Source organism: Variovorax sp. J31P207 (assembly GCF_030316965.1).
Taxonomy (GTDB): domain Bacteria; phylum Pseudomonadota; class Gammaproteobacteria; order Burkholderiales; family Burkholderiaceae_C; genus Variovorax; species Variovorax ginsengisoli_B.
Genome location: NZ_JASZYN010000004.1, coordinates 258,958 through 284,980 on the forward strand (window position 1 = coordinate 258,958; position 26,023 = coordinate 284,980).

Consider the following 26,023-nt stretch of genomic DNA (forward strand, 5'->3'; position numbering starts at 1 on the left):
CGCCCCCCCGCCCGCCCACGCATCCGACCCCGTCCGAAGCGATGCTTCTCGCCTTCTCGCTGGCGCAGGAGGCCAGCACCATGGCGCCTCCGAATCCGGCGGTCGGCTGCGTCATCGTCGCGCCCGACGGCCGGATCGTCGGCAGCGGACACACCCAGCGCACCGGCGGCCCGCACGCCGAAGTGATGGCCCTGCGCGACGCCGCTGCCCGCGGCGCCTCGACCGCTGGCGCGACCGCCTTCGTCACGCTCGAACCCTGCGCCCACCACGGCCGCACCGGCCCCTGCTGCGATGCGCTGGTCGAGGCCGGCATCCGCAGGGTCGTGGCGTCGATCGCCGACCCCAACCCGAAGGTCGCAGGCCAGGGCTTCGAGCGCCTGCGCGCCGCCGGCGTCGAGGTCGAAGTCGGGCCGCTGGCGATGGAGGCGCGCGAACTCAACCTCGGCTTCTTCAGTCGGATGGTCCGCCAGAGCCCCTGGGTCCGGCTCAAGGCCGCGGCCTCGATCGACGGCAAGACCGCACTCGAGAACGGCACCAGCCAGTGGATCACGGGCGAGCGGGCCCGCGCCGACGGCCACGCCTGGCGCGCCCGCGCCGGCGCCATCCTGACCGGCGTCGGCACGGTGATCGAGGACGACCCGCGGCTGGACGTCCGGCTGGTCGAGACCGTGCGCCAGCCGCCGCTGGTGATCGTCGACAGCCGCCTGCAGACCCCGCCCGACGCCCGGCTGTTCGAGATCGGGCGCCCGGTCTGGATCTACGCCGCCGCCCGCGACGAGGCCAAGGCCCTCGCGCTCGAAGCCCGCGGCGCCACCATCAGTTGCCTGGCCAACGCCGACGGCAAGGTCGACCTGGCCGCCCTGCTCGCCGACCTGGCCCGGCGCGAGGTCAACGAACTGCACGTCGAGGCCGGCCACAAGCTCAACGGCTCGCTGATGCGCGAGGGCCTGGTCGACGAGATCCTGCTGTACCTGGCGCCGAAGTTCATCGGCGATGGCCTGGGCATCGCCAGCCGGCCCCATGCGGGCGGTCCGCTCACTGCGCTGGACGAGGCCCTGGCGCTCGAATTCCGGTCGTTCGAGGCGATCGGGCCCGACCTGCGGATCGTCGCCCGCGTCGCCGGCCGGGACAAGTTTTAGGCAGCGGGCCGGGCAGCCCCCGCATCTCTGCGAAAATGCGGCGATGTTCACCGGAATCATCACCGGCGTGGGGCGCATCGCCGCCGTCCACGACCTCGGCAGTTCTTCCTCCCACGGCAAGCGTCTCAGCATTGCGGTGCCCGACGGCTATCTGGACGACGTGGGGCTCGGCGACAGCATCGCGCTCAACGGCGCCTGCATGACTGTCACCACCCTCGACCCGGCGCAAAAGCTGTTCACCATCGACATCTCGGCCGAATCGCTCGACAAGACCGCAGGCCTGTCGGAGGCGCAGACACGGGTCAACCTCGAGAAGGCGCTGCGTGCCAGCGACCGGCTGGGCGGCCACATCGTGTCCGGCCATGTCGACGGCATCGGCACGGTGCGCCGTTTCGAACCCGTCGGCGAAAGCTGGGAGCTGCGCGTGCTGGCGCCGCCGGCGCTGGCCCGCTTCCTGGCCTACAAGGGCTCGATCACGATCAACGGCGTCAGCCTCACCGTCAACAGCGTGAACGACGTCGCCGACGGCAGCGAGGTCAGCATCAACCTGATCCCGCACACGGTCGAGAACACCGCGCTCGGCGGCCTCACGGCAGGCAGCCAGGTCAACCTCGAGATCGACACCGTTGCCCGCTACGTGGAGCGCATGCTCCAGGCCGGCGCCATCCAACCACCTACCCAAGACAAGCTCCCATGAATGCATCCGTCACGCCGATCGGCGCCCCGCGCAGCGGCCGTGCGCCCGCACCGATATCACCGGTCGAAGACATCGTGGCCGAGCTGCGCGCCGGCCGCATGGTGATCCTGGTCGACGAGGAAGACCGCGAGAACGAAGGCGACATCGTGCTCGCCGCCGACCATGTCACGCCCGAGGCGATCAACTTCATGGCCCGCCATGCGCGCGGCCTGATCTGCCTCACGTTGTCGCGCGAGATGTGCGAGCGGCTGCAGCTGCCGCCGATGGTGGCGCGCAACGGCGCCAAGCACTCGACCGCGTTCACGGTCTCGATCGAGGCCGCCGAGGGCGTCACCACCGGCATCTCGGCCGCCGACCGTTCGCGCACCGTGCAGGCCGCGGTGGCGCCCAACGCCGTGGCCGCCGACCTGGTCCAGCCCGGCCACATCTTCCCGCTGCAGGCGGTCGACGGCGGCGTGCTGATGCGCGCCGGCCATACCGAAGCCGGCTGCGACCTGGCGGCCATGGCAGGCTGCTCGCCGGCCTCGGTGATCTGCGAGGTGATGAACGAAGACGGCACGATGGCGCGCCTGCCCGACCTGCAGCTGTTCGCGGCCGAACACGACATCAAGATCGGCACCATCGCCGCCCTGATCGAGCACCGCAGCCGCACCGAGACCTTGGTCGAGAAGGTCGGCTGCCGCGAGATCCAGACCGCCTGGGGCCCCTTCACCGCCCACGCCTTCAAGGACAAGCCCAGCAACGGCGTGCACCTGGCGCTGGTGCGCGGCAAGTGGGATGCCGGCGACACGGTCGACGTGCGCGTGCACGAGCCGCTGTCGGTGCTCGATGCGCTCGAAATCAACCGCGCGCTGCATTCCTGGAGCCTCGACGCCAGCCTGGCGCATCTCGCGGCCCAGGGCAAGGGCGTGGCCGTGCTGCTGAACTGCGGCGAGACCGGCGCCGAGCTGCTGTCGCAGTTCGACGGCACGGCGCGGCCGGCGCAGGCGCCCGAGCGCGGCCGCATGGACCTGCGCAGCTACGGCATCGGCGCCCAGATCCTGCGCGAGTGCGGGGTCCACAAGATGAATCTGCTCGGCACACCGCGCCGCATGCCCAGCATGGCGGCCGGCTACGGCCTCGAGATCGCCGGCTACATCTCGAAAGAAAACTTCTGATGCAACACGCGAACAAGGGCGCCGACGTCGCGCTCGACGGCAAGGGCCTCCGCATCGGGATCGTGCAGGCGCGATTCAACGAAGACATCACGGACGCATTGGCCAAGGCCTGCCGGGATGAACTCGCGGCGCTCGGCGTCGCCGACGACGACATCGAGCACGTGAGCGTGCCCGGCGCGCTCGAAGTCCCGGTGGCGCTGCAGGCGCTGGCCGAGCGCGAGCGCTACGACGCCCTGGTGGCGCTGGGCTGCATCATCCGCGGCGAGACCTACCACTTCGAACTGGTGGCCAACGAGTCCGGCGCCAGCGTGAGCCGGCTGGCGCTCGACTACCGCATCCCGATCGCCAACGCGATCCTGACCACCGAGAACCTCGAACAAGCCGTGGCGCGACAAACCGACAAGGGCCGCGACGCCGCGCGCGTGGCGGTCGAGATGGCGCAGCTGCTCGCCACCCTTACATGACCGAAGACACCAAATCATCCAGCGGCAAGCCGCGCCAGACCCGCACCGGGCTCACCAGCACCGGGGCGCGCAAGGCCGCCGCCAAGTCGAACCGCAGCCGGGCCCGCGAGTTCGCCTTGCAGGCCCTCTACCAGCACCTCGTGGGGCGCAACGACGCCGCCTCGATCGACCAGTTCACACGTGACCTGGCCGGCTTCCACAAGGCCGACGCGGCCCACTACGACGCGCTGCTGCACGGGTCGATCGAAAGCGCCGACGAGCTCGACGCCCTGATCGTGCCGCTGCTCGACCGCAAGCTGGAGGAGATCTCGCCGATCGAGCATGGCGTGATGTGGATCGGCGTCTACGAATTCAAGCATTGCCTCGACGTGCCCTGGCGCGTGGTGCTCAACGAATGCATCGAGCTGGCCAAGGAATTCGGCGGCACCGACGGCCACAAGTACGTCAACGCGGTGCTCAACGGTCTGGCGCCCCAACTGCGTCCCGACGAGGTGGAGGCCGACCGGTTGAGCGGCAAGGCGAAGCCATGAGGATTTCGCAGCGGGCCGAACGGATCGAGCCGTTCTATGTCATGGAGGTCGCGAAGGCGGCCTCCAAGCTGGCGCGCGAGGTCGCCCACACCGACCGGCCGATGATCTTCCTGAACATCGGCGAGCCCGACTTCACGGCGCCGCCGCTGGTGCAGGAAGCCGCTGCGCGCGCGGTCCGCGCCGGCGCCACGCAGTACACCCAGGCCACCGGCCTCGAGCACCTGCGCGAGCGCATCAGCGGCTGGTACGCCGAGCGCTTCAAGATCGACGTGCCGGCCCGCCGCATCGTCATCACGGCCGGGGCCTCGGCCGCGCTGCAGCTGGCCTGCCTGGCACTCATCGAAGCCGGCGACGAGATGCTGCTGCCCGACCCCAGCTACCCCTGCAACCGCCACTTCGTGACCGCGGCCGACGGCCGCGCCGTGCTGGTGCCGACCACCGCGGCCGAGCGCTTCCAGCTCAGCGCCGCCAAGGTCGAGGCGGCCTGGACCGAGCGCACCCGCGGCGTGCTGCTGGCCTCGCCCTCGAACCCGACCGGCACCTCGATCGCGCCCGACGAACTGCGCCGCATCCACGAGGTCGTGAGCGCGCGCGGCGGGATCACGCTGATCGACGAGATCTATCTCGGCCTGTCGTACGACGACCAGTTCGGCCAGACCGCGCTGGCGATCGACGACCAGGTCATCAGCATCAACAGCTTCAGCAAGTACTTCAACATGACCGGCTGGCGGCTCGGCTGGCTGGTGGTGCCCGATGCCCTGGTGCCGGCGGTCGAACGCCTGGCGCAAAACCTCTTCATCTGCGCCAGCACGGTCTCGCAATACGCGGCGCTGGCCTGCTTCGAGGCCGACAGCATCGCCGAGTACGAGCGCCGCCGGGCCGAGTTCAAGGCCCGTCGCGACTGGTTCATCCCGCAGCTGAACGCGCTGGGGCTCAAAGTGCCGGTGATGCCCGACGGCGCCTTCTACGCCTGGGCCGACTGCTCCTCGTTGGCCGAGAAGCTCGGCATCGACGGCAGCTGGGATTTCGCCTTCGAGGCGATGCAGCAAGCCCATGTCGCGGTCACGCCCGGACGCGACTTCGGCAGTGCCGAGACCGGACGCTTCATCCGCTTCTCGACCGCCAGCTCGATGGCGCACCTCGAGGAGTCGGTGGCCCGCCTGCGCGCCTGGGCCGGCGCCGCCGTTGCCGCCTGACCGAATGAGCTTTGCGCTGCCCATTCGCGTCTACTGGGAGGACACCGATGCCGGCGGCATCGTGTTCTATGCCAACTACCTGAAGTTCATGGAGCGCGCCCGCACCGAGTGGCTGCGCTCCCTCGGCATTGCCCAGCGCCAGCTGCGCGAGGACACGGGCGGCATCTTCGTGGTCAGCGAAACCCAGCTGAAGTACCACCGCGCGGCCCGGCTCGACGATGAACTGCTGGTTACAGCCGAGCTGCGCCAGATCGGCTCGGCGTCCCTGATAATCGCCCAGCGCGTGCTATCAAATTCAGAGCAAGGCGCAGCATCGGGCCCGGCCCTGCTGTGCGAAGGCACGATCCGCATCGGCTGGGTCGATGCGGCCAGCCTGCGGCCCGCACGCATCCCGCGCCAAGTTTCGGGAACCCTCGAGCGCTTCGCCGGCTCCATGTCTCAACCTCTCAAGCCATGAATCAACAAGACCTGTCGATACTCTCCCTCCTGCTCCACGCCAGCCTGCCGGTGCAGCTCGTGGTGCTGCTGCTGATCGTGGTGTCCGTCGCCAGCTGGGCGGCGATCTTCCGCAAGTACTTCGCGCTCAAGCGCACCCGCTCGCTCAACGAGGACTTCGAGCGCGACTTTTGGTCCGGCACCAGCCTCAACGAGCTGTTCTCGTCGGCGGCCCAGAACGCCAAGTTCGCCGGCCCGATGGAGCGCATCTTCGCCTCCGGCATGCGCGAATATCAAAAGCTGCGCGAACGCCACGTGTCCGACACCGGCACCCTGCTCGACGGCTCGCGCCGCGCCATGCGGGCCAGCTACCAGCGCGAGCTCGATGCGGTCGAGCAGAACCTGTCCTTCCTGGCCACGGTCGGTTCGGTCTCGCCCTATGTCGGCCTGTTCGGCACGGTCTGGGGGATCATGCATGCCTTCACCGGCCTGGCCGCACTGGCGCAGGTGACGCTTTCCACCGTCGCGCCCGGCATCGCCGAGGCGCTGGTCGCCACCGCGATCGGCCTGTTCGCCGCGATTCCCGCCGTGGTCGCCTACAACCGCTTCGCGCGCGAGATCGACAAGATCGCGATCGCGCTCGAGACCTTCATCGAAGAGTTCTCGAACATCCTGCAGCGCAACCTCACGGCCCACGTGAATCCGGCGTCGGTGACCCCGGCCGGCCGCTGAACGGAGCCCGCACCATGCCCGCCATGTCCTCCCGCGGCCGCGGCCGCCGCACGATCAACGAGATCAACATGGTCCCGTTCATCGACGTGATGCTGGTGCTGCTGATCATCTTCATGGTCACGGCGCCGCTGATCACGCCGAGCGTGATCAACCTGCCGAGCGTCGACAAGGCCAACAAGCAACCCGACCGCCCGATCGAGATCGTGATCAAGAGCGACGACGAGGTGCAGATCAAGAAAGACCCGTCGACCGGCAGCGGCGGCAGCTCGATCCCGATGACGCAGATCGGCGCCGCCGCCAAGCAGGCGCAAGGCGGCGATGCCGAGCGGCCGGTGGTGATCAGCGCCGACAAGACCGTCAAGTACGAGACCGTCGTGAAGGCCATGAACCAGCTCAAGCGCAGCGGCATCGAGCGGGTCGGGCTGTCGGTCCAAACCACGGGCGCCAGGTAAGTGTCGCTCGCCGCCGACCGTCCCGAATTCGCGCCGCCGCCGCAGCGCGGCACGCCGCGCGCCGTGGCGCTGGCCCTGGTCGCCCATGCGCTGCTGATCGCCGCCCTGACCTGGGGCGTGAACTGGCGGCGCGAGGCCGAGAACGACGCCGTCGAGGCCGAACTGTGGTCGACCACGGTGCAGCAGGCCGCCCCGCGCGCCGTGGCACCGGTGCCGGTGCCGCCGGCCCCGACGCCGACCCCGGCCCCACCGCCGCCCCCTCCTCCGCCGCCACCGCCCCAGGCGGTTCGACCGCCCGAGCCGACACCCGCGCCGAAGGCGCCCGACATTGCCCTCGAACGCGAGAAGAAGCAGAAGGAACTGAAGGAGCAGAAGGAGCGCGAACTCGAGCAGCAGGCCCAGCAGCAGAAGAAGCTCGAAGCCCAGAAGAAGGCGGCGCAGGAAAAGCGCGAGGCCGAGGCACGCGAGCGCGCCGAGGACGAGGCCGAGCGCAAGAAGGAAGAGCAGAAGAAGCTCGCCGAACAGAAGCGCAAGGAGGCCGAGGCCGCCAAGCAGGCCGAAGCCGCGAAGAAGAAGGAAGCCGAGGCCAAGCAGACTGCGCAGGCCGCCGCTGATCGGGCGGCCACGCTCAAGCGGATGCAGGCGATGGCCGGCTCGGGCGGAGAAGGCGCTGCCGCGAAGTCGTCGGGCCCGTCGGGCAGCTACGGCGGCAAGGTCGCCGCCGCGGTGCGGCCGAACGTGGTGTTCCCCGACGCCGATCTGGTGAGCGGCAATCCGGGCGCCGAGTTCGACGTCCGGCTGGCGCCCGACGGCACCATCGTCGGCACGCCGCAGCTGGTCAAGACCAGCGGCCTGCCGAACTGGGACGACGCCGCCCTGCGCGCCTTGCAGAAAACCGAGAAGCTGCCGCGCGACATCGACGGCACGGTGCCGCCGCGGTTGATCGTGACGCTGCGGCCGAAACGCTGATCCAGTCGGCGCAGCGTGAGGGCCGGCGGCGCCTTCGGACGCATCGGCTCGCTACGAGCCTTTGCGAATCCCCACGGATCGGGCGATGCCGAACATCCATTCGACCAGTGAATGCGCGGCGACCGCGGCCAGGCACCCGATGGCGGCGCCGGCCGCGATGTCCAGCGGAAAGTGCACCCCGACCACCACACGCGCCACGCTCACGAGCCCCGCCAGCACGAGCAGGGCCCCGCCGACCTGGCGGTATCTCGCCACCAGCAGGAACGAAAAGGCCAGCGCCGCATACGCCGTGGCGTGGCTGCTCGGGAAGGACGGGCTGCCGCCATGGACGAGGTGCGGGACGCCCAGGCCCTGCTCGAACGGCCGCGGCCGATCCCACATCATCCCGATGAGCTCGCAGGCCACGCTCCCGATGCCGATCGCCAGCACGGCGCCCGCCAGCGGCCTGACCAGCGGCCGCCAGCGGTGAAGCGCCAGCCCCAGCACGAGCGCCAGCAACAGCCAGTGCGCATGGACGGCCAGAAAATAGGCCGTGCCGATCAGCCAGTCCTGCGCGTCCGCGTCGGCGTTGAGCAGCAGGAACAGCTCGCGGTCGAGGCTGAACATGCACGGGTCTACTCGTAGACCACCGCCGCCTTGCCCGCATCGGCCTGCGCCGTCCAGCTGGCCAGCGCCGCATCGGTGGGGAAGAACTTCGCCCGCTCGCCCAGCTGCAGTTCGACCTGTGCGCCGCCGCGCGCCATCGACAGGCGCACGCCCAGCCCCTGCCGCAGCTCGCCGTGCTCGCTCTGCTCGGTGCGCGGCGGGAAGTCCTTGACCAACCGCGCGATGTCGGGCGCCTTGCCGTTCACCGCCACGCGCAGGAACTTGCCGAAACGACAGCGCGCCGTGGCCAGGTCCCAGACCTGCTGGACCTGGAAGCGGGCCTCGAAACCGCCGCGGCCGGGCTGCAGGCGACCGCTGACGATCACCAGCTCGTCGTCCTTGAGCACATTGCGGTTGGCATTGAAGAGCGCTTCGTCGGCGGTGCCGTCGATCGCGCCCGATTTGTCGTCGAGCTTGAAGATCGCGAGCCGGCCGCGCTGGCCGTTGATGACCCTGAAGTCGCTCACGATGCCGGCGATCACCTGGGGCTCGCGGCTGTCGAGCAGCTCGTCGATCTCGCGCTTGCAGAAGCGCCGCACCTCGTGCTCGACCTCGTCGAACAGGTGGCCCGACAGGTAGAAGCCGACGGCCGTCTTCTCGTAGGTGAGCCGCTCCTTGACGCCCCAGGGCGTGGCGTCGACCAGGCCGGGCTCCTGGGTCGCCGAGCCGTGCTCGCAGTCGCCGAAGATGTCGGCCTGCGCCACGTTGGCCTGGGTCGCGTTGGCGAATTCGAAGGCGCGGTCGACCGAGGCGATCAGCGAGGCCCGGTTCTGCTGGATCGCATCGAAGGCGCCGGCCTTGATCAGGGCCTCGACGGTGCGCTTGTTGATGCGCTGGCGGTCGACGCGCACGCAGAAGTCGAACAGGCTCGTGAACGCGCCGCCCTCCTCGCGTGCCTTCACGATCGCCTCGACCGCGAGCTGGCCCGTGCCCTTGACCGCGCCGAGTCCGTAGCGGATCACGCGATCGGTGACCGGCTCGAAGCGGTAGTTGCCGCGGTTCACGTCCGGCGGCTCGAAGCTGATGCCGAAGTTCTTCTGGGCGTCCTCGAACAGCACCTTGAGCTTGTCGGTGTCGTCCATTTCCACCGTCATGTTGGCGCAGAAGAACTCGGCCGTGTAGTGGACCTTGAGCCAGCCCGTGTGGTACGCCAGCAGCGAGTAGGCGGCCGCGTGCGACTTGTTGAAGCCGTAGCCCGCGAACTTCTCCATCAGGTCGAAGATCTCGTCGGCCTTCTTCTGGTCGATGTCGTTCTTGGCCGCGCCCTTGCGGAAGATCTCGCGGTGCTCGGCCATTTCCTCGGCCTTCTTCTTGCCCATCGCGCGGCGCAACAGGTCGGCGCCGCCGAGCGAGTAGCCGCCCAGGATCTGCGCGGTCTGCATCACCTGCTCTTGGTAGACCATGATGCCGTAGGTCTCGGACAGCATCTCGGCCACCAGCGGGTGCGGATACTCAACCGGCTCGCGGCCGTGCTTGCGCGCCACGAAGCTCGGGATCAGGTCCATCGGGCCGGGACGGTACAGCGCGTTGAGCGCGATCAGGTCCTCGAGCCGGGTCGGCCGCGCGTCCTTCAGCATGCCCTGCATGCCGCGCGATTCGAACTGGAACACGGCCTCGGTCTTGCCCTCGGAGAAGAGCTTGTAGGTGGGCACGTCGTTGAGCGGGATGTTCTCGAAGGCGAAGTTCTCCTGGCCCTTGTGGCGCGCGACGATGAAGTCCTTGGCGATCTCCAGGATCGTCAACGTGGCCAGGCCCAGGAAGTCGAACTTGACCAGGCCCACGGCCTCGACGTCGTCCTTGTCGTACTGGCTCACGGCCGAATCGCTGCCCGGCTGCTGGTAGAGCGGGCAGAAGTCGGTGAGCTTGCCCGGCGCGATCAGCACGCCGCCCGCGTGCATGCCGATGTTGCGGGTCATGCCTTCGAGCTTCTGCGCCAGCTCGACCAGCATGCGGACTTCTTCTTCCTTTTCGATGCGGGCGGCGAGCTGCGGCTCGGCGGCGATCGCGTACTTTTCCCGGTCGGCTTCCGACAGGTCCGCGGGCGGGTACTGGATCGTGACCGGCTTGCCGGGCTTGTTCGGGATCAGCTTGCTGACGCCGTCGCAGAACATGTAGCTCATGTCGAGCACCCGGCCGACGTCGCGGATCGCGGCCCGCGCGGCCATGGTGCCGAAGGTGGCGATCTGGCTCACCGCGTCGCGGCCGTACTTGTCCTTGACGTAGTCGATCACGCGGTCGCGGTTGCCCTGGCAGAAGTCGATGTCGAAGTCGGGCATCGAAACCCGCTCGGGGTTCAGGAAGCGTTCGAACAGCAGCTTGTATTCGAGCGGGTCGAGGTCGGTGATCTTGAGCGCGTAGGCCACCAGCGAGCCGGCACCCGAGCCCCGGCCCGGACCGACCGGACAGCCGTTCTTCTTGGCCCAGTTGATGAAGTCGCCGACGATCAGGAAGTAGCCCGGGAAGCCCATCTTCAGGATCGTGTTGATCTCGAACTCGAGCCGCTCGACATAGCGCGGCCGCTCGGCATCGCGCTTGGCGGCGTCAGGGTACAGGTGCGCCAGGCGCTCTTCGAGCCCTTCGAACGAGGCGACGCGGAAGTACTCCTCGATCGGCATGCCGTTGGGCGTCGGGAAGTTCGGCAGCTGCGGCTTGCCGAGCACCAGCGTGAGGTTGCAGCGCTTGGCGATCTCGACCGTGTTGGCCAACGCGCTCGGCACGTCGGCGAACAGCGCCGCCATCTCGGCCGAGGACTTGAAGTACTGCTCGCGCGTGAACTTGCGCACCCGGCGCGGGTTGCCGAGGATCTCGCCCTCGGAGATGCAGACCCGCGCCTCGTGCGCCTCGTAGTCGTCGGCGGTGGCGAACTGCACCGGATGGGTCGCGACCACCGGCAGCCTGAGGCGCGCGGCGAGCTTGACGGCGGCGATCACGTGCGGCTCGTCGTCGGGCCGGCCGGCCCGCTGCAGCTCGATGTAGAAGCGGTGCGGGAACAGTCCGGCGAGCTGCAGTGCGATCTCGGCGGCGCGCTCTTCCTGGCCCTGCAGCAGCGCCGCGCCGAGCGGCCCGGCCTGCGCGCCCGACAGCGCGATCAGCCCGCCCTGCAGTTCCTCGAGCCAGGCCAGCTTGCAGGCCGCCTGGGCCTGGCCGCGGCCGACGTTCTGCGTCCAGGCGCGCGCCAGCAGCTCGGACAGGTGCAGGTAGCCTTCCTTGTTCTGCACCAGCAGGATGATGCGGGTCAGCGCGCCCGGCTCGGCGCCCAGGCCTTCGACATGGATTTCGGCGCCCAGCACCGGCTTGACGCCCTTGCCGCGCGCCTCCTTGTAGAACTTGACGGCGCCGAACAGGTTGTTGAGGTCGGTGATCGCCAGCGAAGGCTGGCCGTCGGCGGCCGCGGCCTTGACGACTTCATCGATGCGGTTGGTGCCGTCGACGACGGAAAACTCGGTGTGCAGGCGCAGGTGAACGAACATCCGGCCATTGTAGAAAACGCCGCCTCCACGATGTGATGCGGGCATCCCTACAATCGCGCCCCGTGCAAGAAATACTGAACATCGCCGCTTACAAATTCGTCGGCATCGCCGACAGCGCCGAGCTGCGCGAGCACTTGCGTGCCCGCACCCATGCGCTGGCGCTCAAGGGCACCATCCTGCTGGCGCCTGAAGGCATCAACCTGTTCCTCGCCGGGGAAAAAGGAAACGTCCACGCCTTCCTCGGGGAACTGCGCGCCGATTCCCGCTTTGCCGACCTGGAGGCCAAGGAGAGCTGGTCGCAGGCGCAGCCGTTCCGGCGCATGCTGGTCAAGCTGAAGCGCGAGATCATCCGGATGGACCATCCGGCGATCCAGCCGGCCGCAGGCCGGGCGCCGGGCGTCGACGCCCCGACGCTCAAGCGCTGGCTCGACCAGGGGCACGACGACGCCGGCAGGCCGGTGGCGCTGCTCGACACCCGCAATGCCTTCGAGGTCGACCACGGCAGCTTCGACGGCGCGATCGACTGGCGGATCGGCAAGTTCACCGAATTCCCCAAGGCACTGAAGCAGCACGCCGACGAACTGGTCGGCAAGACCGTGGTCAGCTTCTGCACCGGGGGCATCCGCTGCGAAAAGGCCGCGATCCTGATGCGCGAGGCCGGCCTGGCCGATGTGCTGCAGCTCGAAGGCGGCATCCTCAAGTATTTCGAACAGGTCGGCGGTGCGCACTACCACGGCGAGTGCTTCGTGTTCGACGGCCGCGAATCGCTGGCGCCGGACCTGAGCGCGCGTTCGAACCGCGCCAGCGCGCGGGCCTCGGAAGACCCGGACCTGGCGCTCAAAAAGAACTGAGGCTCAGACCGGCGTCGTGCCGGAATCCGCCGCCTGCTGCACCTGGAACGGATGGCCCGGCAGCGGAATGAATTCGGTTTCGCCGGGCACATGGCCCATGCGCTGGGCGGCCCAGTCGGCGCCGGCCTCGAGAATGCGCTCGCGACGGCTCGATACGAAGTTCCAGGTGATGAAGCGCGGCCCGTCGAGCGGCTCGCCGCCGATCACCACCAGACGCACCGCGCCCTGCGCGGCCAGCACGCCGCCCTGGCCTTCGGCCAGCATCGCCATCTGGTGCTGCGCCACCGGCTCGCCGTCGAGCGTGATGTCGCCATCGACCGGATAGACCGCGAGCTCGCGCGCCAGCGCCGGCAGTTCGAATCGCCCGCCCGCCGGCAGCGCCACGTCGAGGTAGACGGTCTGCGACAGCGTCGCCACCGGCGAACGAACGCCGAACGCTTCGCCGACCAGCACCCGCACCGGCACACCCTGCACCTCCAGCGCCGGAATGTCTGCCGCCGCGGTGTGGACGAAGCTCGGCTCGACTTCTTCGTGGGCCTGGGGCAAGGCGACCCACAGCTGCAGGCCGTGGTTGACGTAGGTGGCATCGCGCAGCGTGTCGGGCTTGCGCTCGGAGTGCACGATGCCGCGCCCGGCGGTCATCCAGTTGATCGCGCCGGGGCGGATCTCCTGCACGCTGCCGAGGCTGTCGCGGTGCATCATCGCGCCCTCGAAGAGATAGGTGACGGTCGCCAGGCCGATGTGCGGATGCGGGCGCACGTCGTGCTCGGAGCCCGGCGTCTCGGTGGCCGGCCCGAAATGGTCGAAGAAGACGAACGGGCCGACCGAGCGCTGCTTCGCCGCCGGCAGCAATCGCCGCACCTTGAAGCCGCCGCCGAGGTCCTTGTCGTGGGGTTGAAGCAGAAGCGGTGCGGTCATCGGGGTTCTCCGTGGGGCGGTTGCGGGATCAGGCCCGCGATCTTGCCACCTCGGCGACCCGCTCGCCAAACGCGCGTGCGGTGTCGAAGTCGCCACGGGCCATTTCGGCCGGGCTCGCGTCGGTGGGCGATGTCGTCAGCAGGCCGTTGTAGCCGCCGACGTAATTGAGCGAGTCGCGCGTCGCCGCCTTGTCGTTGCTCGGCATGATCCCGAGGCTGACCCACAGCCCGCTGTGCTGCATCGCTAGGTGCCAGAGGTAGGTCAGCGTGGCGTCCTTGTCGCCGTTCATGGCGGCGCTGTTGCTGAAGCCGGCGAAGAGCTTGTTCTTCCAGCCTTGCACGTACCAGACCTTCGAGGAGGCGTCGGCGAACTTCTTGAACTGCCAGCTCGGCCCGCCCATGTAGGTGGGCGCGCCCATGATGATCGCATCGGCCGCCGCCAGCAGCTCCCAGCCGTGGGCCGGGAGATTGCCGTCGGCGTCGATCGCCAGCATGTGGGCCTCGGCGCCGTCGGCCACCGCCTGCGCGATGCGCTGCGTATGGCCATAGCCCGAATGGAAAACTACGACGATGTCCGCCATCGAATACTTCCTGGAAGAAAACAATCGCGCATCGTACGCAATAGCCCGGCCGGCGCGGCCGGGCTGGGGCGAGGACTACTTCCGGTCGATCGAGAATCGACCGGCGCCGAGGGCGGCGATCGCAAGCAGACCACCGGCGATCGCGATGTTCTTGAAGAACATCAGCTGGTTGATGTACGCCTTGTCGGCGGGCATGGCCCAGAAGTTGTGGAAGAACACCGCCGTCGCGACCGTGAACACGGCCAGCACGATCGACACGATGCGCGTCTTGTAGCCGACCAGCAGCAGCAGGCCGAGACCGAGTTCCACGGCGATCGCGATGACCGCGCCGAGCTGCGGCATCGGCAGGCCGACGGCGCCGATGTAGCCGACGACGCCGGCGAAGCCGCCGATCTTGCCGAATCCGGCCGGCACGAAGAGCAAGGCGATCAGCACGCGGCCGAGCAGCGCGAGCGAGTCTTGCGTGGCGCCGGCGCTGGGCGCGGCGGCGTAGGGGGCGGTGGTGGTGGACATGGGATGGACTCCTCTAGGTTGAAAAAAAGTTTGGATCTCAGGCTGCGAGATCGAATACGAGCACTTCAGCATCCTTGGCGGCACCGAGCGTCAGCCGGCTTTCGCCTTCAATCAGCGCAGCGTCACCCGTAGCGAGCTTCGTGCCATTCGCTTCGAGTTCGCCGCGCACCAGGTGCACGTAGCTCTTGCGCTTCGGGTCCAGCGCCAGGCTGGCTTGTTCGTCGCCGTCGAGCAGGCCCGCGAACAGGCGGGCGTCGGCATGCAGCAGCACCGAGCCGTCGGCGCCATCGGGCGACGCGACCAGACGCAGGCGGCCGCGCTTCTCATCGGCCGGGAAGGTCTTCTGCTCGTAGCCCGGCGCGATGCCGCGCACGTTCGGCTCGATCCAGATCTGCAGGAAGTGCGTGGTCTCATCGGCCTTGTGGTTGAACTCGCTGTGCATCACGCCGCGGCCCGCGCTCATGCGCTGGACGTCGCCGGGCGGGATCGATTCCACGTTGCCCATGCTGTCCTTGTGCGCCAGCTCGCCGGAAAGGACATAGCTGATGATCTCCATGTCCTTGTGGCCATGGGTGCCGAAGCCGGCACCGGCGGCGACCCGGTCCTCGTTGATCACGCGCAGATTGCCGAAGCCCATGTGGGCCGGATCGTAGTAGCCTGCGAAAGAGAAGCTGTGAAAGGAGCGCAGCCAGCCGTGATCGGCATAACCGCGTTCCTGGGATTTGCGAACCTGCAACATCGTCGAACTCCTGCCCTCTCGTGGAGGGCCTTCCGAAATGCCGCGCCCTGTGCGCAGCGGATGCCTCAACTTTAGGGTCCGGGGCCGGCCCTGAAAGCGTCCGGCTTTGATGGCATCATTCAATTTTTTTGAATGATCGAGCCCGATGCCCACCGCCCGTGACGTGCTGACGCCGGATGCCCTGGCCATGCTGCAAACCGTGGCCAGCACCGGCAGCTTCGCCGCTGCCGCCCGCTCGCTGAACCTGGTGCCGAGCGCCCTGAGCTACCGGGTGCGGCTGATCGAGGACGCGCTCGACGTGCTGCTGTTCGACCGCAGCGGACGCCAGGCGCAGGTGACGGAGGCCGGCGTCGAGCTGCTGCGCGAATCGTCCCGCCTGCTGGGCGAGATCGACGCGGTCGCCAACCGGGTCAAGCGCATCGCCACCGGCTGGGAACCGATGCTGACGATCGCGGTCGACAGCGTGATCGCGCGCGACCCGCTGCTGGACCTGGTCAGCGCCTTCTATGCCCTGGAGCCGCCGACGCGGCTCAAGCTGCGCGACGAAACCCTGCTCGGCACCATCGAGGCCCTGACCAGCGGCGAGGCCGACCTGGCGGTCGGCGCGGTGCTCGATGCCGCCAGCCTGGCCTTCACCGCCACCGGCATCCGCAGCCGGCCGCTGGGCCAGTTGTTCTTCGTCTACGCGGTGGCGCCGCACCATCCGCTGGCCCGGCTCCCGGAGCCGCTCAGCGACGACGTGCTGCGCCAGCATCGCGCGGTGGCCGCGGCCGACTCGGCGCGCTCGGGGCCGAGCATGACGGTCAACCTGGTCGGCGGCCAGGATGTACTGACGGTGCCGACCATGCAGGCCAAGCTGGCGGCCCAGCTGCACGGGCTGGGCGGCGGCTTCCTGCCGGAACCGATGGCGCGCCCGTACATCGAGGCCGGCCACCTGGTCGAACGCAAGACCGAGCGGGTGCTGCCGATCGCGACCATGCACTGCGCCTGGCGGGTGCGCAGCGCCGGCAGCCCGGGCCGCGCGATGCAGTGGTGGCTGGAGCGCTTCGACAACGAAGGCACGCGCCGCGCCTTGCTCGAACGCCACCGTGGGCGCTAGCCAACCCGGTTAGAGTCACATGGCAACAACCGAGAGACTGCCATGACACTGCGCCCCGACGCCGACCGCCACCGATCCCCCGCCTCCCGCCACTACGCCGTCATCGGCGCCGGCATCGCCGGCGTGGCCTGTGCCCGAACGCTGCTGCAGGCCGGCCACCGCGTGACGGTGTTCGAACGCGAAGCCGCCGCCGGCGGCCGCATGGCCAGCGAGTCCACCCCCTTCGGCCGCTTCGACAGCGGCGCCCAGTACTTCACGGTGCGCGATCCGCGCTTCGCACGGGTGCTGGAAACCACCCCCCAGATCTGCAAGCCCTGGAGCGCCAACCTGGTGCGCGTGCTCGACGCCCACGGCCGGGTCGCCGAGGCCGCCCTGCCGGCGCGCGAACCGCATTTCGTCGCCCAGCCCGGCATGGATGCGCTGGTCGCCCATTGGGCCCAGCCGCTCGGCGACGCGCTGCTGACCGGCACCCACGTGAAGCAGATCGAGCGCGACGCCCTCGACGGCCGGCGCTGGCAGCTGCGCACGGCCGGTGCCGACGACTCGCAGCATGTCTATTCCGGGTTCGACGCGGTGCTGCTGGCCGTACCGCCGGCGCGGGCCCGCGCGCTGCTGGGCGACGGCGGACTGTCCGCCGACCTCAGCCGCCGGATCGAGCCGGTTCGCATCGCGCCCTGCTGGACGCTGATGATCGCCTTTCCCCAGGCCAACCAGCCGACGCTGTCGCACCTGGGGCCGCAATGGAACGCCGCCCGCAGCACCCACCATCGCGTGGCCTGGCTGGCGCGCGAATCGTCCAAGCCCGGGCGTGATCCGATCGAGCGCTGGACCCTGCAGGCCAGCGCCGCCTGGTCGCAGGAGCACCTGCGCGACGACGCCGCGCGGGTCGAGGCCAAGCTGCTGCGCGCCTTCGCCGAGATCACCGGCATCCGCGCCGAGCCTTCGCACGCGCAGGCCCGCTGCTGGCCCGAGGCGCAGACCCAGGTGCCGGTGGGCAAGCCGCACCTGTGGGACGCCAAGGCCCGCATCGGCATCGCCGGCGACTGGTGCACCGGCCATCGGGTCGAGGACGCCTTCCTCTCCGGCCTGACGCTGGCGCTCAAGCTGGCCTGATCCGCTCGCCGGACCGATGCGCCGGATCGGCCGTTTCGCGCCTTCGCCGACCGGGCCGCTGCATGCCGGCTCGCTGGTCGCGGCACTGGCCAGCTGGCTCGACGTCCGGGCCCGCGGCCCGCAGGCACGCTGGCTGGTGCGCATCGAGGATGCCGACACCGAACGCTGCCTGCCCGGCATGGACCAGCGCATCCTCGCGCAGTTGGCCGCCTGCGGGCTGTTGCCCGATGCCGCGCCCGAGTGGCAGACCCGCCGCACGGGCCTCTACCAGGACGCGCTCGATCGCCTCGTGGCCGCGCAGTGGGCCTACCCCTGCGGCTGTTCGCGCAAGGACATCGAGCAGGCACTGGCCGCACGCGGCATCGCGCACGCACGCCATGGCGAACGGGTCTACCCCGGCACCTGCCGCGACGGCCTGCACGGCAAGCCGGCACGGGCCTGGCGCTTCGCGACCTCGAAGTTCGAAGCGGTTCGGGGCGCCGGCCTGCTGCAATGGAACGACCGCCGTCTCGGCGCCCGGCAACAGTCGGTCGGGCAGGAGGTCGGCGACTTCGTTCTCAAGCGCGCCGACGGGCCGTGGGCCTACCAGCTCGCGGTGGTGGTGGACGACGCCGACCAGGGCGTGACCGACGTGGTGCGCGGTGAAGACCTGGCGGACAACACGGCACGCCAGATCCTGCTGCAGCAGGCCCTCGGACTGCCGACGCCGAGCTACCTCCATACGCCGCTGGTGCTCGCCGCCGACGGCGACAAGCTGTCCAAGCAGAACGGCGCCGAAGCGCTTGCCACGTCGACGCCGGCAGAGGCGCTGGCGGCGCTGCAGCGTGCAGCACAGGTGCTCGGGCTGCGGCGGGCGGCCGCCGCCACCCCGGCCGAAGCGCTCGCCTCATGGGTGGTCGAATGGCGCGGTCTCTACAATCCGCCGCCGTGACTCCCAGTTCTCCCACCGACCTCCCCTCCGACCCGCCGGCCGATGCGCCCGCGGGCGACAAACCCACCGGCGAGGCGCATCCGCTGCACCGCCGGCTGAAGAGCTTCGTCAAGCGTGGCGGCCGCACCACCGAAGGCCAGGCCCGGGCCTACGAGCAGTTCGGGCCGCGCTTCCTGCTTCCCTACCGTGCCGAAGCGCTGGACTTCGCCGCCGCCTTCGGCCGCCAGGCCCCGACCGTGCTCGAGATCGGCTTCGGCATGGGCGAGGCGACGGCGCACATCGCGGCCCTGATGCCCGAGAAGAACTTCCTTTGCTGCGAGGTGCATGAACCCGGTGTCGGCGCGCTGCTCAAGCGCATCGGCGAACAGCAGCTGCAGAACATCCGCATCTGCGCCCACGACGCGGTCGACGTGCTCGACCACATGCTGCCGCCGGCGTCGCTGGCGGGCGTGCACGTGTTCTTTCCGGACCCCTGGCACAAGACGCGGCACAACAAGCGCCGCCTGATCCAGCCGCCCTTCGTGCGCAAGCTGGCCGATCGGCTGGCGCCCGGCGGCTACCTGCACTGCGCCACCGACTGGCAGCCCTACGCCGAGCAGATGCTCGAGGTGCTGTCGGGCGAGCCACTGCTGCGCAATACCGCCGACGGCTATGCGCCGAAGCCGGACTACCGGCCGCTGACCAAGTTCGAGAACCGTGGCCTCAAGCTGGGCCACGGCGTCTGGGACGTGGTGTTCGAGCGCCGCTGAACGGCGCTCGGCCTTCAGTGCGCGAGGCTGGGCAGCTGGCCCGCCGGCGTGGGCTCCACGCCCTGCGCCTGCAGCAGGTTCTTCTGCGCCGCCATGATGAGCGCGGCGCGATAGGCCGAGCGGCTTGCGATCTTGGTGTGCGTGATGAGGGCCTGCCACTCGCGCTCGAGTTCCGGGTCCGAGCTGTCGCGGCGGCGGTTCAGCAGCGCCTGGCTGACATCGACCAGGGCGGCGGCCGAGCTGAGGCAGATGTTGGCCGCGGTCTGGGCCGCACTGGCGCGGAACCGCTGCTCGTCGGTCTGCGAGGCGGTGCGCAGCGCTTCCAGCGGCAGGTTGGCGGTCGGCCCCAGGTACAGGGTGCCCTGGAGTTCGCTGTCGGCGTGGGCCAGCACTTTCTCGATGGCCAGCAGCGCGCTTTCCAGCAGTGCGATTTCAGTTGACGTTTGCTTCATTTCATCCATCCGGAGCTATTCCGGCACAGCCAGGATGTTGCCAGCGGACACCCCTTGGCCCCTGTGCAAAAAGCCACAACTCAAATACAAAAGTTAACAAATTTGGATCCGGCGGTGGTGCCGCCAGCCGCCCGACGGGCTTCAGTGGCCACCCCACCGTGACTTAATCCCTTCGTTGGAGGCACCAAAGTTGCTACATTTTTTAATAAATGTAGTGAAAGGCTTCCAATGATGCTGAATCGCAGGACCTGGCTGGCGAACTCCGGCGCCGCGCTGCTGCTGGGCGCAGGCCTCGGCGGCCTGGCCGGCCCCAGCCAGGCCCAGACTGCGCCGCGCCCTGCCGCTGCTGCAGCGCGCACCGTCGTCCTCGGCCAATCGGTGCCCCTGACCGGCGCAGCCAGCGAGATCGGACTGGCCTTCGCGGCCGGCGCTCGACTCTACGCGACCGAGTTCAACGAGAGCAGCGCCGCCAGCGGAATCCAGCTGAAGCTGGTGCAGCTGGACGACGGCTACGACGCGACCCGCGCCACGGCCAACGCGCGCACGCTGCTAGACACGCACAAGGCCGACATGCTGTTCGGCTTCGTCGGCACCGCCAGCAGCGACGCCGGCGCGGCGGTCGCGGCCAAGCAGGGCAGCATCCTGTTCGCGCCTTTCGCGGCGGCCGACAACCTGCGCGGCGCCGCGCATCCCAACGTGTTCCACGTCCGGCCCAGCATGGCGGACGAGGCCTTCAAGATCGTCCGCCAGTGCGAAGCGGTCGGCCAGACCCGCATCGCGCTGATCGGCGACGACGACGCGATGGGCCGCGCCGGCCTGGCCGCCGTGCAGCAGGCGATGACCGATCTCAAGCTGGCGCCGCTGGTGGCGAGCGCCCTGGTGCCGGCCAGCGGCGACAAGCTCGAATCGGCACTGGCCGCAGTCCAGAAGCAGTCGCCGCAGGCCATCGTGCTGGTGTCGCTCTCGAGCACCACGGCCGACGTCATCCGGCGGCTCCGAAAGACCGGCTACGCCGGCAACTTCACCGCGTTCTCGATCGTCGGCATCGATCCGCTCTATGCGGAACTCGGCAAGGACATCGGCGGCATCGTGATTTCGCAGGTCGTGCCTTCGCCGCGCCCCTCGGCGATCCCGATCGTCAAGGAGTACCTGGCGGCGATCGAGAACTCGGACCAGGCGCCTTCGTACGAGGGCCTCGAGGGCTTCATCGCCACCAAGGCCGCGGCCGAGGCGGTGCGCCGCGCCGGCAAGGCCTACACGCCCGCCACCTTGCAGCGCGCGATGGCCGGCATGACGGACTACGACGTCGGCGGCTTCCGAATCAACCTGCGCCCGGGCCTGCGCGACCCGGGGCGCAGCATCGACCTGATCAGCATCACCAAGGAAGGCCGGATCCTGCGCTGAGCGGGTGGCCGTTGTTCAACGGCGACGCCGTGGGGAGGTTATGCGGCGCGATGGACGATTAAGTCACGACGTCGTCGACTTCGGTGGTCGCGCAACGCGTACCTTTTAATACAGTCATTCGATCGCACTCTTCCGGCCATCGAATGAACTTTCTTTCCTGTCCCCCTCCCCGCGCGGCCATGATCACCGCCGCGACAGCCGCCCTGGCATTGGCCGGTTGCGGCGGAGGCGGCGGCGGTGGCGCATGGCCGGTGGCGACCAGCACCGTCGCGCCACCCGCGGCCGCGCAGGCTGTCGCCGCGCCGGCACCCGCCGCCCCGGCCCCGGCGCTCTCCTCTATCGAAGCGGCGCCGGCGCCCGCACCCGCCCCCGAGCCTGCCCCTGCGCCCAAGACCTGGAAGGACACCGACTGCACCCAGAGCGCCTCCGCGCTGCCGGCCTGCACCACCGACTTCTCGGACAACCAGGCCTGGGTCGCGATCGCCGACGACCAGGGCCTGAAGGTCATCGAGATGCAGACCACCGCCCACGCGCTGGCCAGCGTGCCCAGCAAGAACAACGCGGTCACCGGCAACAAGTCCGTCTACGGCATCAACCTGCTGCATGGGGTGAAGCTGTCCGAGTTCCCGGGCATCCGCTTCGCGATGAAGCTCAATACCGGCGACACGACCTTGCTGCAGGACGTCTACGTGACCTACACGGTGAGCCTGCAGTGCGACGGCAACGACTGGCTGAACCTGGTCACGACGGCCACCGACATGGGGCCTTCGACCATCGACGCCGACGGCTACACCACCTACGGCGCCACGCCCGCCGAGGTGAAGTGGGCTCGGTCCGGCAGCAAGCCCTTCCCGGCCACCGGCCTGCCGGTGCTGCTGAACGCCGCGATCAATTCCACCGGCGGACCGCTGAGTCTCGATGCCCTGATCGCCGCCTATCCGAAGGCCTGCATCTACAACTTCCCCAACCCGACCGCCGGCGGCATCACGCCGACACCCGCGGTGGACTTCAACCTGGGCGACTCGCGAACCATCAACGACAAGAAGGCCTGGATCCGGCGGATCGCGTTCGGCGACAAGACGGTTTTCTGAAGCGCCGGGGGCGCGTTCCCCCTAGCCCGTGTTGCCCATCTGCTGCAGCGCTGCGGGCGACAGCAGCTCGATGCGGCCATAGCCCAGCCCGATCGCGCCTTCCCTCGCCAGCGCGTTGAGTTCCTTCGACAGGGTCTGGCGCGTCACGCCCAGCATCATCGCCAGCGCTTCCTGCGGCAGCGCCACCGAGACCCTCGGCTCGGGCGACTGGGTCGCATCGCCGCGGGCCAGCGCCAGCAGGCGGCGGGCCACTCGCGCACGCAGCCCGCGCAGCGTGGCGTCTTCCATCAGGCCGTACAGCCCCCGCACGCGGGCCGCGAGCAGGGCTGCGATCGCCCGCCCGAAGGGGGCGCCCTGCATCTGCTGCGCGAAGGCCTGGTGCGGCACCACCAGCAGGTCGAGCGCGCTGAGCGCCGTGGCATCGTGGGTGCGCGGCGAGCCGTCGATCAGGCTGATCTCGCCGAACCAGTTGCCGGGCTCGAGCACAGCCAGGATGGCCTCGCGGCCATCGTGGCGCAGGGTCGAGATCTTGATCATGCCCGCCGCCAGGCCGTAGAAGCCGCCGCCGGCCGCATGCACCGGATCGCCCTGGCGGAACACCATCGCGCCGCGCCGCAGGTGGATCAGTTCGGCCGCCGCAAGCAGGCCTTCACGCTGCGCGCGAGGCATCGAGGCGAACCAGGGGTTGGCCTCCATCGAGGCACGGTGGGCGGCCGACAGCGGGCGCCCGGGAGGCTGAGGCATGGAATTCGGATCGGGTCCGGGGGTTTACCAGAGCGCTCTATTGTCAAATTCTTGACAGTTGAACGTCAAGTGCGGGTCTACAGTGGGCCGCGAACCCACGGAGACACACGATGAATGCAAGAGCGAATTTCGTCCGCATGCAAGACAGCACGCAGCAGGACTGGCAACTGATCGGCGGCGAATTCATGCAGTTCGCGCAGGGCCTGCCCGCGCGCGTGATCAAGCACCTGCAGATCCTCGAAGGCGACTACGGCGGTTTCCCGATCGACCGCTACAGCCATTCGCTGCAGACGGCGACCCGCGCGCTGCGCGACGGCCGCGACGAGGAGTACGTGGTCTGCGCCCTGCTGCACGACATCGGCGACACGCTCGGCACCATGAACCACCCCGACATCGCGGCGGCGATCCTGAAGCCCTTCGTGAGCGAGGAGAACCACTGGATGGTGGCGCACCACGGCATCTTCCAGGGCCACTACTTCTTCCATCACATCGGACTCGACCGCGACCTGCGCGAGAACTTCCGCAGCCATCCCTGCTTCGACCGCACAGCCGAGTTCTGCGAGCTCTACGACAACCCGGCCTTCGACCCGAAGGCCGAGACCTTGCCGATCAGCGAGTTCGAGCCCATGCTTCGGCGCGTGATGGCCCAGCCGAAGCAAAGCATCTACAAGGCCGCGAAGGCGCCGGACCCGACCCACGCCGCGTGAGGCGACAACACCAGGAGCACCCCATGAACGCCAGCACCCCGACCGAAATCCAGAAACTCGTCAGCGCCGAAGAATGGCAGCTGCGCGTCGACCTCGCCGCCTGCTACCGGCTGGTCGCGCTGTACGGCTGGAGCGACCTCGTCTTCACGCACATCAGCGCCCGCGTGCCCGGCCCCGAGCACCACTTCCTGATCAACCCCTACGGCCTGATGTTCGACGAGATCACGGCGTCCAGCCTGATCAAGGTCGACCAGGACTGCAACAAGGTCATCGATTCGCCCTACCCCGTGAACCCGGCTGGCTTCGTGATCCACAGCGCGGTGCATGCGGCGCGGGAAGACGTGCAATGCGTGCTGCACACCCACACCCGCGCCGGCATCGCGGTCAGCGCGCAGAAGAACGGCGTGCTGCCGATCAGCCAGCAGTCGACCTTCGTGCTGGCCTCGCTGGCCTATCACGACTACGAGGGCGTCGCCTTCCGCGACGACGAGAAGCCGCGGCTGCAGGCCGACATGGGCAACGCCAACTTCCTGATGCTGCGCAACCACGGCCTGCTGACCGTCGGCAAGACCGTGGCCGACGCCTTCCTGAGCATGTACACCTTCGAGAACACCTGCCAGATCCAGATCGCGGCGCAGGCCGGTGGCGGCGAACTGACGCAGGTCGACCCGCGCATCGTCGACGGCGTCGGCCATGCCATGAAGGTGCAGACTGGCGGCATGGGCGGGGCCTTCGTCTGGCCCTCGCTGATCCGCAAGCTGGACCGCGTGGACGGCAGCTACAAGGAATGATCGGGGCGGGCTCACGCCGACGGCGTACTCTGCTCCGCGAATGTCCCCCGGCCTGCGGCCTCCTCCTTTATTTCGCTGCGCAGAGCACGCCATCGACGTGATCCATCACGGCGGTCGTTGATTGGCCGCACCCGCCCCGGATCGCCGATCGCGCGAACCCGAAGCTCAGGCGGCGATCGCGCCGCGCATCCCCGAGGGACGCTCGCGCCACCACAGCACGAAGCCGCAGACGAACACCACCGCCTGGGTGCCGATCAGCAGCGCGAAGCCGGCGAAGAAGCCGTGGGCCGCGCCGCCCGATGCGCCGGGGCCGGCCGACACCGCGCTGATCACGCCGCCCATCAGGGCCGGCATGAAGCCCGCGACCAGGCTGCCGGTGCCGTTGACGACGCCGAAGGCGCTGGCCACGTGCTCGGGCCGGGCGCAGTACTGCACCGTGCTCGGGATCGCCGGGCTCTGCAGCCCCCAGCAGAAATTGGCCGCGATCAGGCAGTAGGCCGCCGCATAGGAGTCGTGCACGTTGATCGCCAGCAGCACCGACAGCGCCACGCCCGCGCTCGCCGCCATGAAGATGAAAGGCACGCGCTGGCGCTCGATCCGGTCGATCAGGACGCCGCCCAGCAGCACCGCGAGCACGGTGGCGTACTGCGGCAGGGACGCGAGCCAGCCCATCTCGCGCAGCGAGAAGCCGCGCACTTCCTTCAGATAGGCCGGCAGCCAGTTGCTGGCACCCCAGAGGTAGGCCAGCGCGGCCGAGGTCAGCACCGTGACCAGCACCAGGTAGCGCGTGTGGAGCGCGCCTTTCACGATGTCGCCGACCTTGTGCATCGCATCGCCGAAGGATTCGGGCTTCGACACCCCGGCGTAGGACTTCGGCATCTTCACGAACGCCACCACCAGCGGGATGCCGAGCGCGATGTTCAGCACGCCGAGCACATGGAACGAGGTCTGCCAGTCGAAGCTCGCCAGCAGGAAGCCGATCAGCGGATAGCCGAGCGCCAGGCCGAGCCCGGTGCCCATGTTGACGAAGGAGTTCGGCTTGCCGTTCTCGTGATTCTCGAAATGCGCCTTGATGTAGGACGAGGCCAGCGAGAACAACGGCCCCTCGGACACCCCGAGCAGGATCCGAGACGCCAGCAACATGCCGTAGCCGTTGAACCAGGGCGTGATGAAGGTGACCACGCCCCACACGATCAAGCCGATCACCAGGCTCTTGCGGACCCCGAACAAGGCCGCGCAAAAGGGCGTCAGCACGAACGCCGAGACGCCGTAGCCGACCATGAAGGCCGTCGCCAGCAGCCCCTGGCTGACGCGGTCCGACGGCGCGATGCCGATGTGCTGCAGGAACGAGGCATCGGTGATCAGCACCGCGATGTTGATCCGGTCGATGTACGAGATGGCGACGATCACGAACAGCGTGATGACGCCGTACCAGCGGAATGCTCTGGGATGCAT

The 26,023-nt window shown here is 69.0% G+C and carries 28 protein-coding genes; 19 read left to right on the top strand and 9 right to left on the bottom strand.

Translation table 11 applies throughout. The annotated features are described in order from the left end of the window. The first annotated feature begins 41 nt into the window (after positions 1-41). Genes ribD through tolA form a run of 10 tightly spaced genes read left to right on the top strand, consistent with a single transcriptional unit; the run spans position 42 to position 7,771 of the window. Positions 42-1,139, top strand: a complete 1,098-nt coding sequence (ribD, locus tag QTI68_RS15830; protein ID WP_286522560.1) for a bifunctional diaminohydroxyphosphoribosylaminopyrimidine deaminase/5-amino-6-(5-phosphoribosylamino)uracil reductase RibD — start codon at positions 42-44, stop codon at positions 1,137-1,139. Between the two features lie 43 nt (positions 1,140-1,182). Then, a complete protein-coding gene (locus tag QTI68_RS15835) occupies positions 1,183-1,836 on the top strand; it encodes a riboflavin synthase (protein ID WP_286522564.1) in 654 nt (217 codons plus the stop codon). Next, positions 1,833-2,993: a bifunctional 3,4-dihydroxy-2-butanone-4-phosphate synthase/GTP cyclohydrolase II gene (gene ribBA / locus QTI68_RS15840; protein ID WP_286522566.1), complete on the top strand. Its 1,161-nt coding sequence runs from the start codon at positions 1,833-1,835 to the stop codon at positions 2,991-2,993. Before QTI68_RS15835 ends, ribBA begins: the two co-directional genes overlap by 4 nt. Then, on the top strand, positions 2,993-3,457 hold the full coding sequence (gene ribH, locus QTI68_RS15845; RefSeq protein ID WP_286522569.1) for a 6,7-dimethyl-8-ribityllumazine synthase: 465 nt from the start codon (positions 2,993-2,995) through the stop codon (positions 3,455-3,457). Before ribBA ends, ribH begins: the two co-directional genes overlap by 1 nt. Beyond that, entirely contained in the window at positions 3,454-3,987 is a 534-nt protein-coding gene (gene nusB, locus QTI68_RS15850; protein WP_286522571.1) for a transcription antitermination factor NusB, read from the top strand. Before ribH ends, nusB begins: the two co-directional genes overlap by 4 nt. After that, on the top strand, positions 3,984-5,183 hold the full coding sequence (locus tag QTI68_RS15855) for a pyridoxal phosphate-dependent aminotransferase (protein ID WP_286522572.1): 1,200 nt from the start codon (positions 3,984-3,986) through the stop codon (positions 5,181-5,183). Before nusB ends, QTI68_RS15855 begins: the two co-directional genes overlap by 4 nt. A gap of 4 nt (positions 5,184-5,187) precedes the next feature. Next, on the top strand, positions 5,188-5,640 hold the full coding sequence (gene ybgC / locus QTI68_RS15860) for a tol-pal system-associated acyl-CoA thioesterase (RefSeq protein ID WP_286522573.1): 453 nt from the start codon (positions 5,188-5,190) through the stop codon (positions 5,638-5,640). Beyond that, entirely contained in the window at positions 5,637-6,350 is a 714-nt protein-coding gene (gene tolQ / locus QTI68_RS15865; protein ID WP_286522575.1) for a protein TolQ, read from the top strand. The genes ybgC and tolQ overlap by 4 nt, the downstream gene beginning before the upstream one ends. A gap of 14 nt (positions 6,351-6,364) precedes the next feature. Further along, the gene (locus tag QTI68_RS15870) at positions 6,365-6,802 is read left to right on the top strand and encodes an ExbD/TolR family protein (protein WP_286522577.1); all 438 of its coding nucleotides are present in this window, start codon (positions 6,365-6,367) and stop codon (positions 6,800-6,802) included. Beyond that, complete coding sequence (tolA, locus tag QTI68_RS15875; RefSeq protein WP_286522578.1) at positions 6,803-7,771, top strand: cell envelope integrity protein TolA; 969 nt, start codon at positions 6,803-6,805, stop codon at positions 7,769-7,771. Positions 7,772-7,822: 51 nt separating this feature from the next. Here the strand turns inward: tolA and QTI68_RS15880 are convergent, their stop codons facing one another. Further along, a complete protein-coding gene (locus QTI68_RS15880; protein ID WP_286522579.1) occupies positions 7,823-8,377 on the bottom strand; it encodes a phosphatase PAP2 family protein in 555 nt (184 codons plus the stop codon). Positions 8,378-8,385: 8 nt separating this feature from the next. After that, entirely contained in the window at positions 8,386-11,886 is a 3,501-nt protein-coding gene (dnaE, locus tag QTI68_RS15885; protein ID WP_286522580.1) for a DNA polymerase III subunit alpha, read from the bottom strand. Positions 11,887-11,948: 62 nt separating this feature from the next. Here dnaE and QTI68_RS15890 point away from each other — a divergent pair, with 62 nt between their 5' ends. Continuing rightward, the gene (locus QTI68_RS15890) at positions 11,949-12,737 is read left to right on the top strand and encodes a sulfurtransferase (protein ID WP_286522582.1); all 789 of its coding nucleotides are present in this window, start codon (positions 11,949-11,951) and stop codon (positions 12,735-12,737) included. Positions 12,738-12,740: 3 nt separating this feature from the next. Here QTI68_RS15890 and QTI68_RS15895 read toward each other — a convergent pair whose 3' ends face one another. The 4 genes from QTI68_RS15895 to QTI68_RS15910 all read right to left on the bottom strand — a co-directional run bounded on the left by QTI68_RS15895 (position 12,741) and on the right by QTI68_RS15910 (position 15,487). Beyond that, positions 12,741-13,655, bottom strand: coding sequence for a pirin family protein (locus QTI68_RS15895; RefSeq protein ID WP_286522583.1), 915 nt, complete (start codon positions 13,653-13,655; stop codon positions 12,741-12,743). Between the two features lie 28 nt (positions 13,656-13,683). Next, positions 13,684-14,235 (bottom strand): flavodoxin family protein, encoded by a 552-nt coding sequence (locus QTI68_RS15900; protein WP_286522585.1) that lies wholly within the window; start codon positions 14,233-14,235, stop codon positions 13,684-13,686. Positions 14,236-14,310: 75 nt separating this feature from the next. Then, entirely contained in the window at positions 14,311-14,748 is a 438-nt protein-coding gene (locus tag QTI68_RS15905) for a DoxX family protein (RefSeq protein ID WP_286522587.1), read from the bottom strand. 37 nt (positions 14,749-14,785) lie between these two features. Beyond that, positions 14,786-15,487, bottom strand: coding sequence for a pirin family protein (locus QTI68_RS15910; protein ID WP_286523181.1), 702 nt, complete (start codon positions 15,485-15,487; stop codon positions 14,786-14,788). Positions 15,488-15,632: 145 nt separating this feature from the next. On the opposite strand from QTI68_RS15910, the gene QTI68_RS15915 reads away from it, so the two are divergent. Genes QTI68_RS15915 through trmB form a run of 4 tightly spaced genes read left to right on the top strand, consistent with a single transcriptional unit; the run spans position 15,633 to position 19,379 of the window. Next, positions 15,633-16,586, top strand: coding sequence for a LysR family transcriptional regulator (locus QTI68_RS15915; RefSeq protein ID WP_286522588.1), 954 nt, complete (start codon positions 15,633-15,635; stop codon positions 16,584-16,586). Positions 16,587-16,628: 42 nt separating this feature from the next. After that, entirely contained in the window at positions 16,629-17,699 is a 1,071-nt protein-coding gene (locus tag QTI68_RS15920) for an NAD(P)/FAD-dependent oxidoreductase (protein WP_286522590.1), read from the top strand. 16 nt (positions 17,700-17,715) lie between these two features. Beyond that, positions 17,716-18,630 (top strand): tRNA glutamyl-Q(34) synthetase GluQRS, encoded by a 915-nt coding sequence (gluQRS, locus tag QTI68_RS15925; RefSeq protein ID WP_286522592.1) that lies wholly within the window; start codon positions 17,716-17,718, stop codon positions 18,628-18,630. Then, positions 18,588-19,379 (top strand): tRNA (guanosine(46)-N7)-methyltransferase TrmB, encoded by a 792-nt coding sequence (gene trmB / locus QTI68_RS15930; protein ID WP_286522594.1) that lies wholly within the window; start codon positions 18,588-18,590, stop codon positions 19,377-19,379. Before gluQRS ends, trmB begins: the two co-directional genes overlap by 43 nt. Positions 19,380-19,393: 14 nt before the next feature. Here the strand turns inward: trmB and QTI68_RS15935 are convergent, their stop codons facing one another. Further along, positions 19,394-19,831 carry a hypothetical protein gene (locus QTI68_RS15935; RefSeq protein WP_286522596.1) on the bottom strand — a complete coding sequence of 146 codons (438 nt, stop codon included), beginning with the start codon at positions 19,829-19,831 and terminating at the stop codon, positions 19,394-19,396. A 228-nt stretch (positions 19,832-20,059) separates the two neighbouring features. Between QTI68_RS15935 and QTI68_RS15940 the strand changes: the two genes are divergently transcribed. Beyond that, the gene (locus QTI68_RS15940) at positions 20,060-21,235 is read left to right on the top strand and encodes an ABC transporter substrate-binding protein (RefSeq protein ID WP_286522598.1); all 1,176 of its coding nucleotides are present in this window, start codon (positions 20,060-20,062) and stop codon (positions 21,233-21,235) included. A 179-nt stretch (positions 21,236-21,414) separates the two neighbouring features. Next, on the top strand, positions 21,415-22,326 hold the full coding sequence (locus QTI68_RS15945; protein WP_286522599.1) for a hypothetical protein: 912 nt from the start codon (positions 21,415-21,417) through the stop codon (positions 22,324-22,326). Between the two features lie 21 nt (positions 22,327-22,347). On the opposite strand, the gene QTI68_RS15950 is transcribed toward QTI68_RS15945, so the two are convergent. Next, positions 22,348-23,070, bottom strand: coding sequence for a Crp/Fnr family transcriptional regulator (locus tag QTI68_RS15950; protein WP_286522600.1), 723 nt, complete (start codon positions 23,068-23,070; stop codon positions 22,348-22,350). A gap of 110 nt (positions 23,071-23,180) precedes the next feature. Here QTI68_RS15950 and QTI68_RS15955 point away from each other — a divergent pair, with 110 nt between their 5' ends. Both QTI68_RS15955 and QTI68_RS15960 read left to right on the top strand, forming a co-directional pair. Continuing rightward, entirely contained in the window at positions 23,181-23,777 is a 597-nt protein-coding gene (locus QTI68_RS15955) for an HD domain-containing protein (RefSeq protein WP_286522601.1), read from the top strand. A 23-nt stretch (positions 23,778-23,800) separates the two neighbouring features. Further along, the gene (locus QTI68_RS15960; RefSeq protein ID WP_286522603.1) at positions 23,801-24,568 is read left to right on the top strand and encodes a class II aldolase/adducin family protein; all 768 of its coding nucleotides are present in this window, start codon (positions 23,801-23,803) and stop codon (positions 24,566-24,568) included. A 165-nt stretch (positions 24,569-24,733) separates the two neighbouring features. Here the strand turns inward: QTI68_RS15960 and QTI68_RS15965 are convergent, their stop codons facing one another. Next, positions 24,734-26,023: an MFS transporter gene (locus tag QTI68_RS15965; protein ID WP_286522605.1), complete on the bottom strand. Its 1,290-nt coding sequence runs from the start codon at positions 26,021-26,023 to the stop codon at positions 24,734-24,736.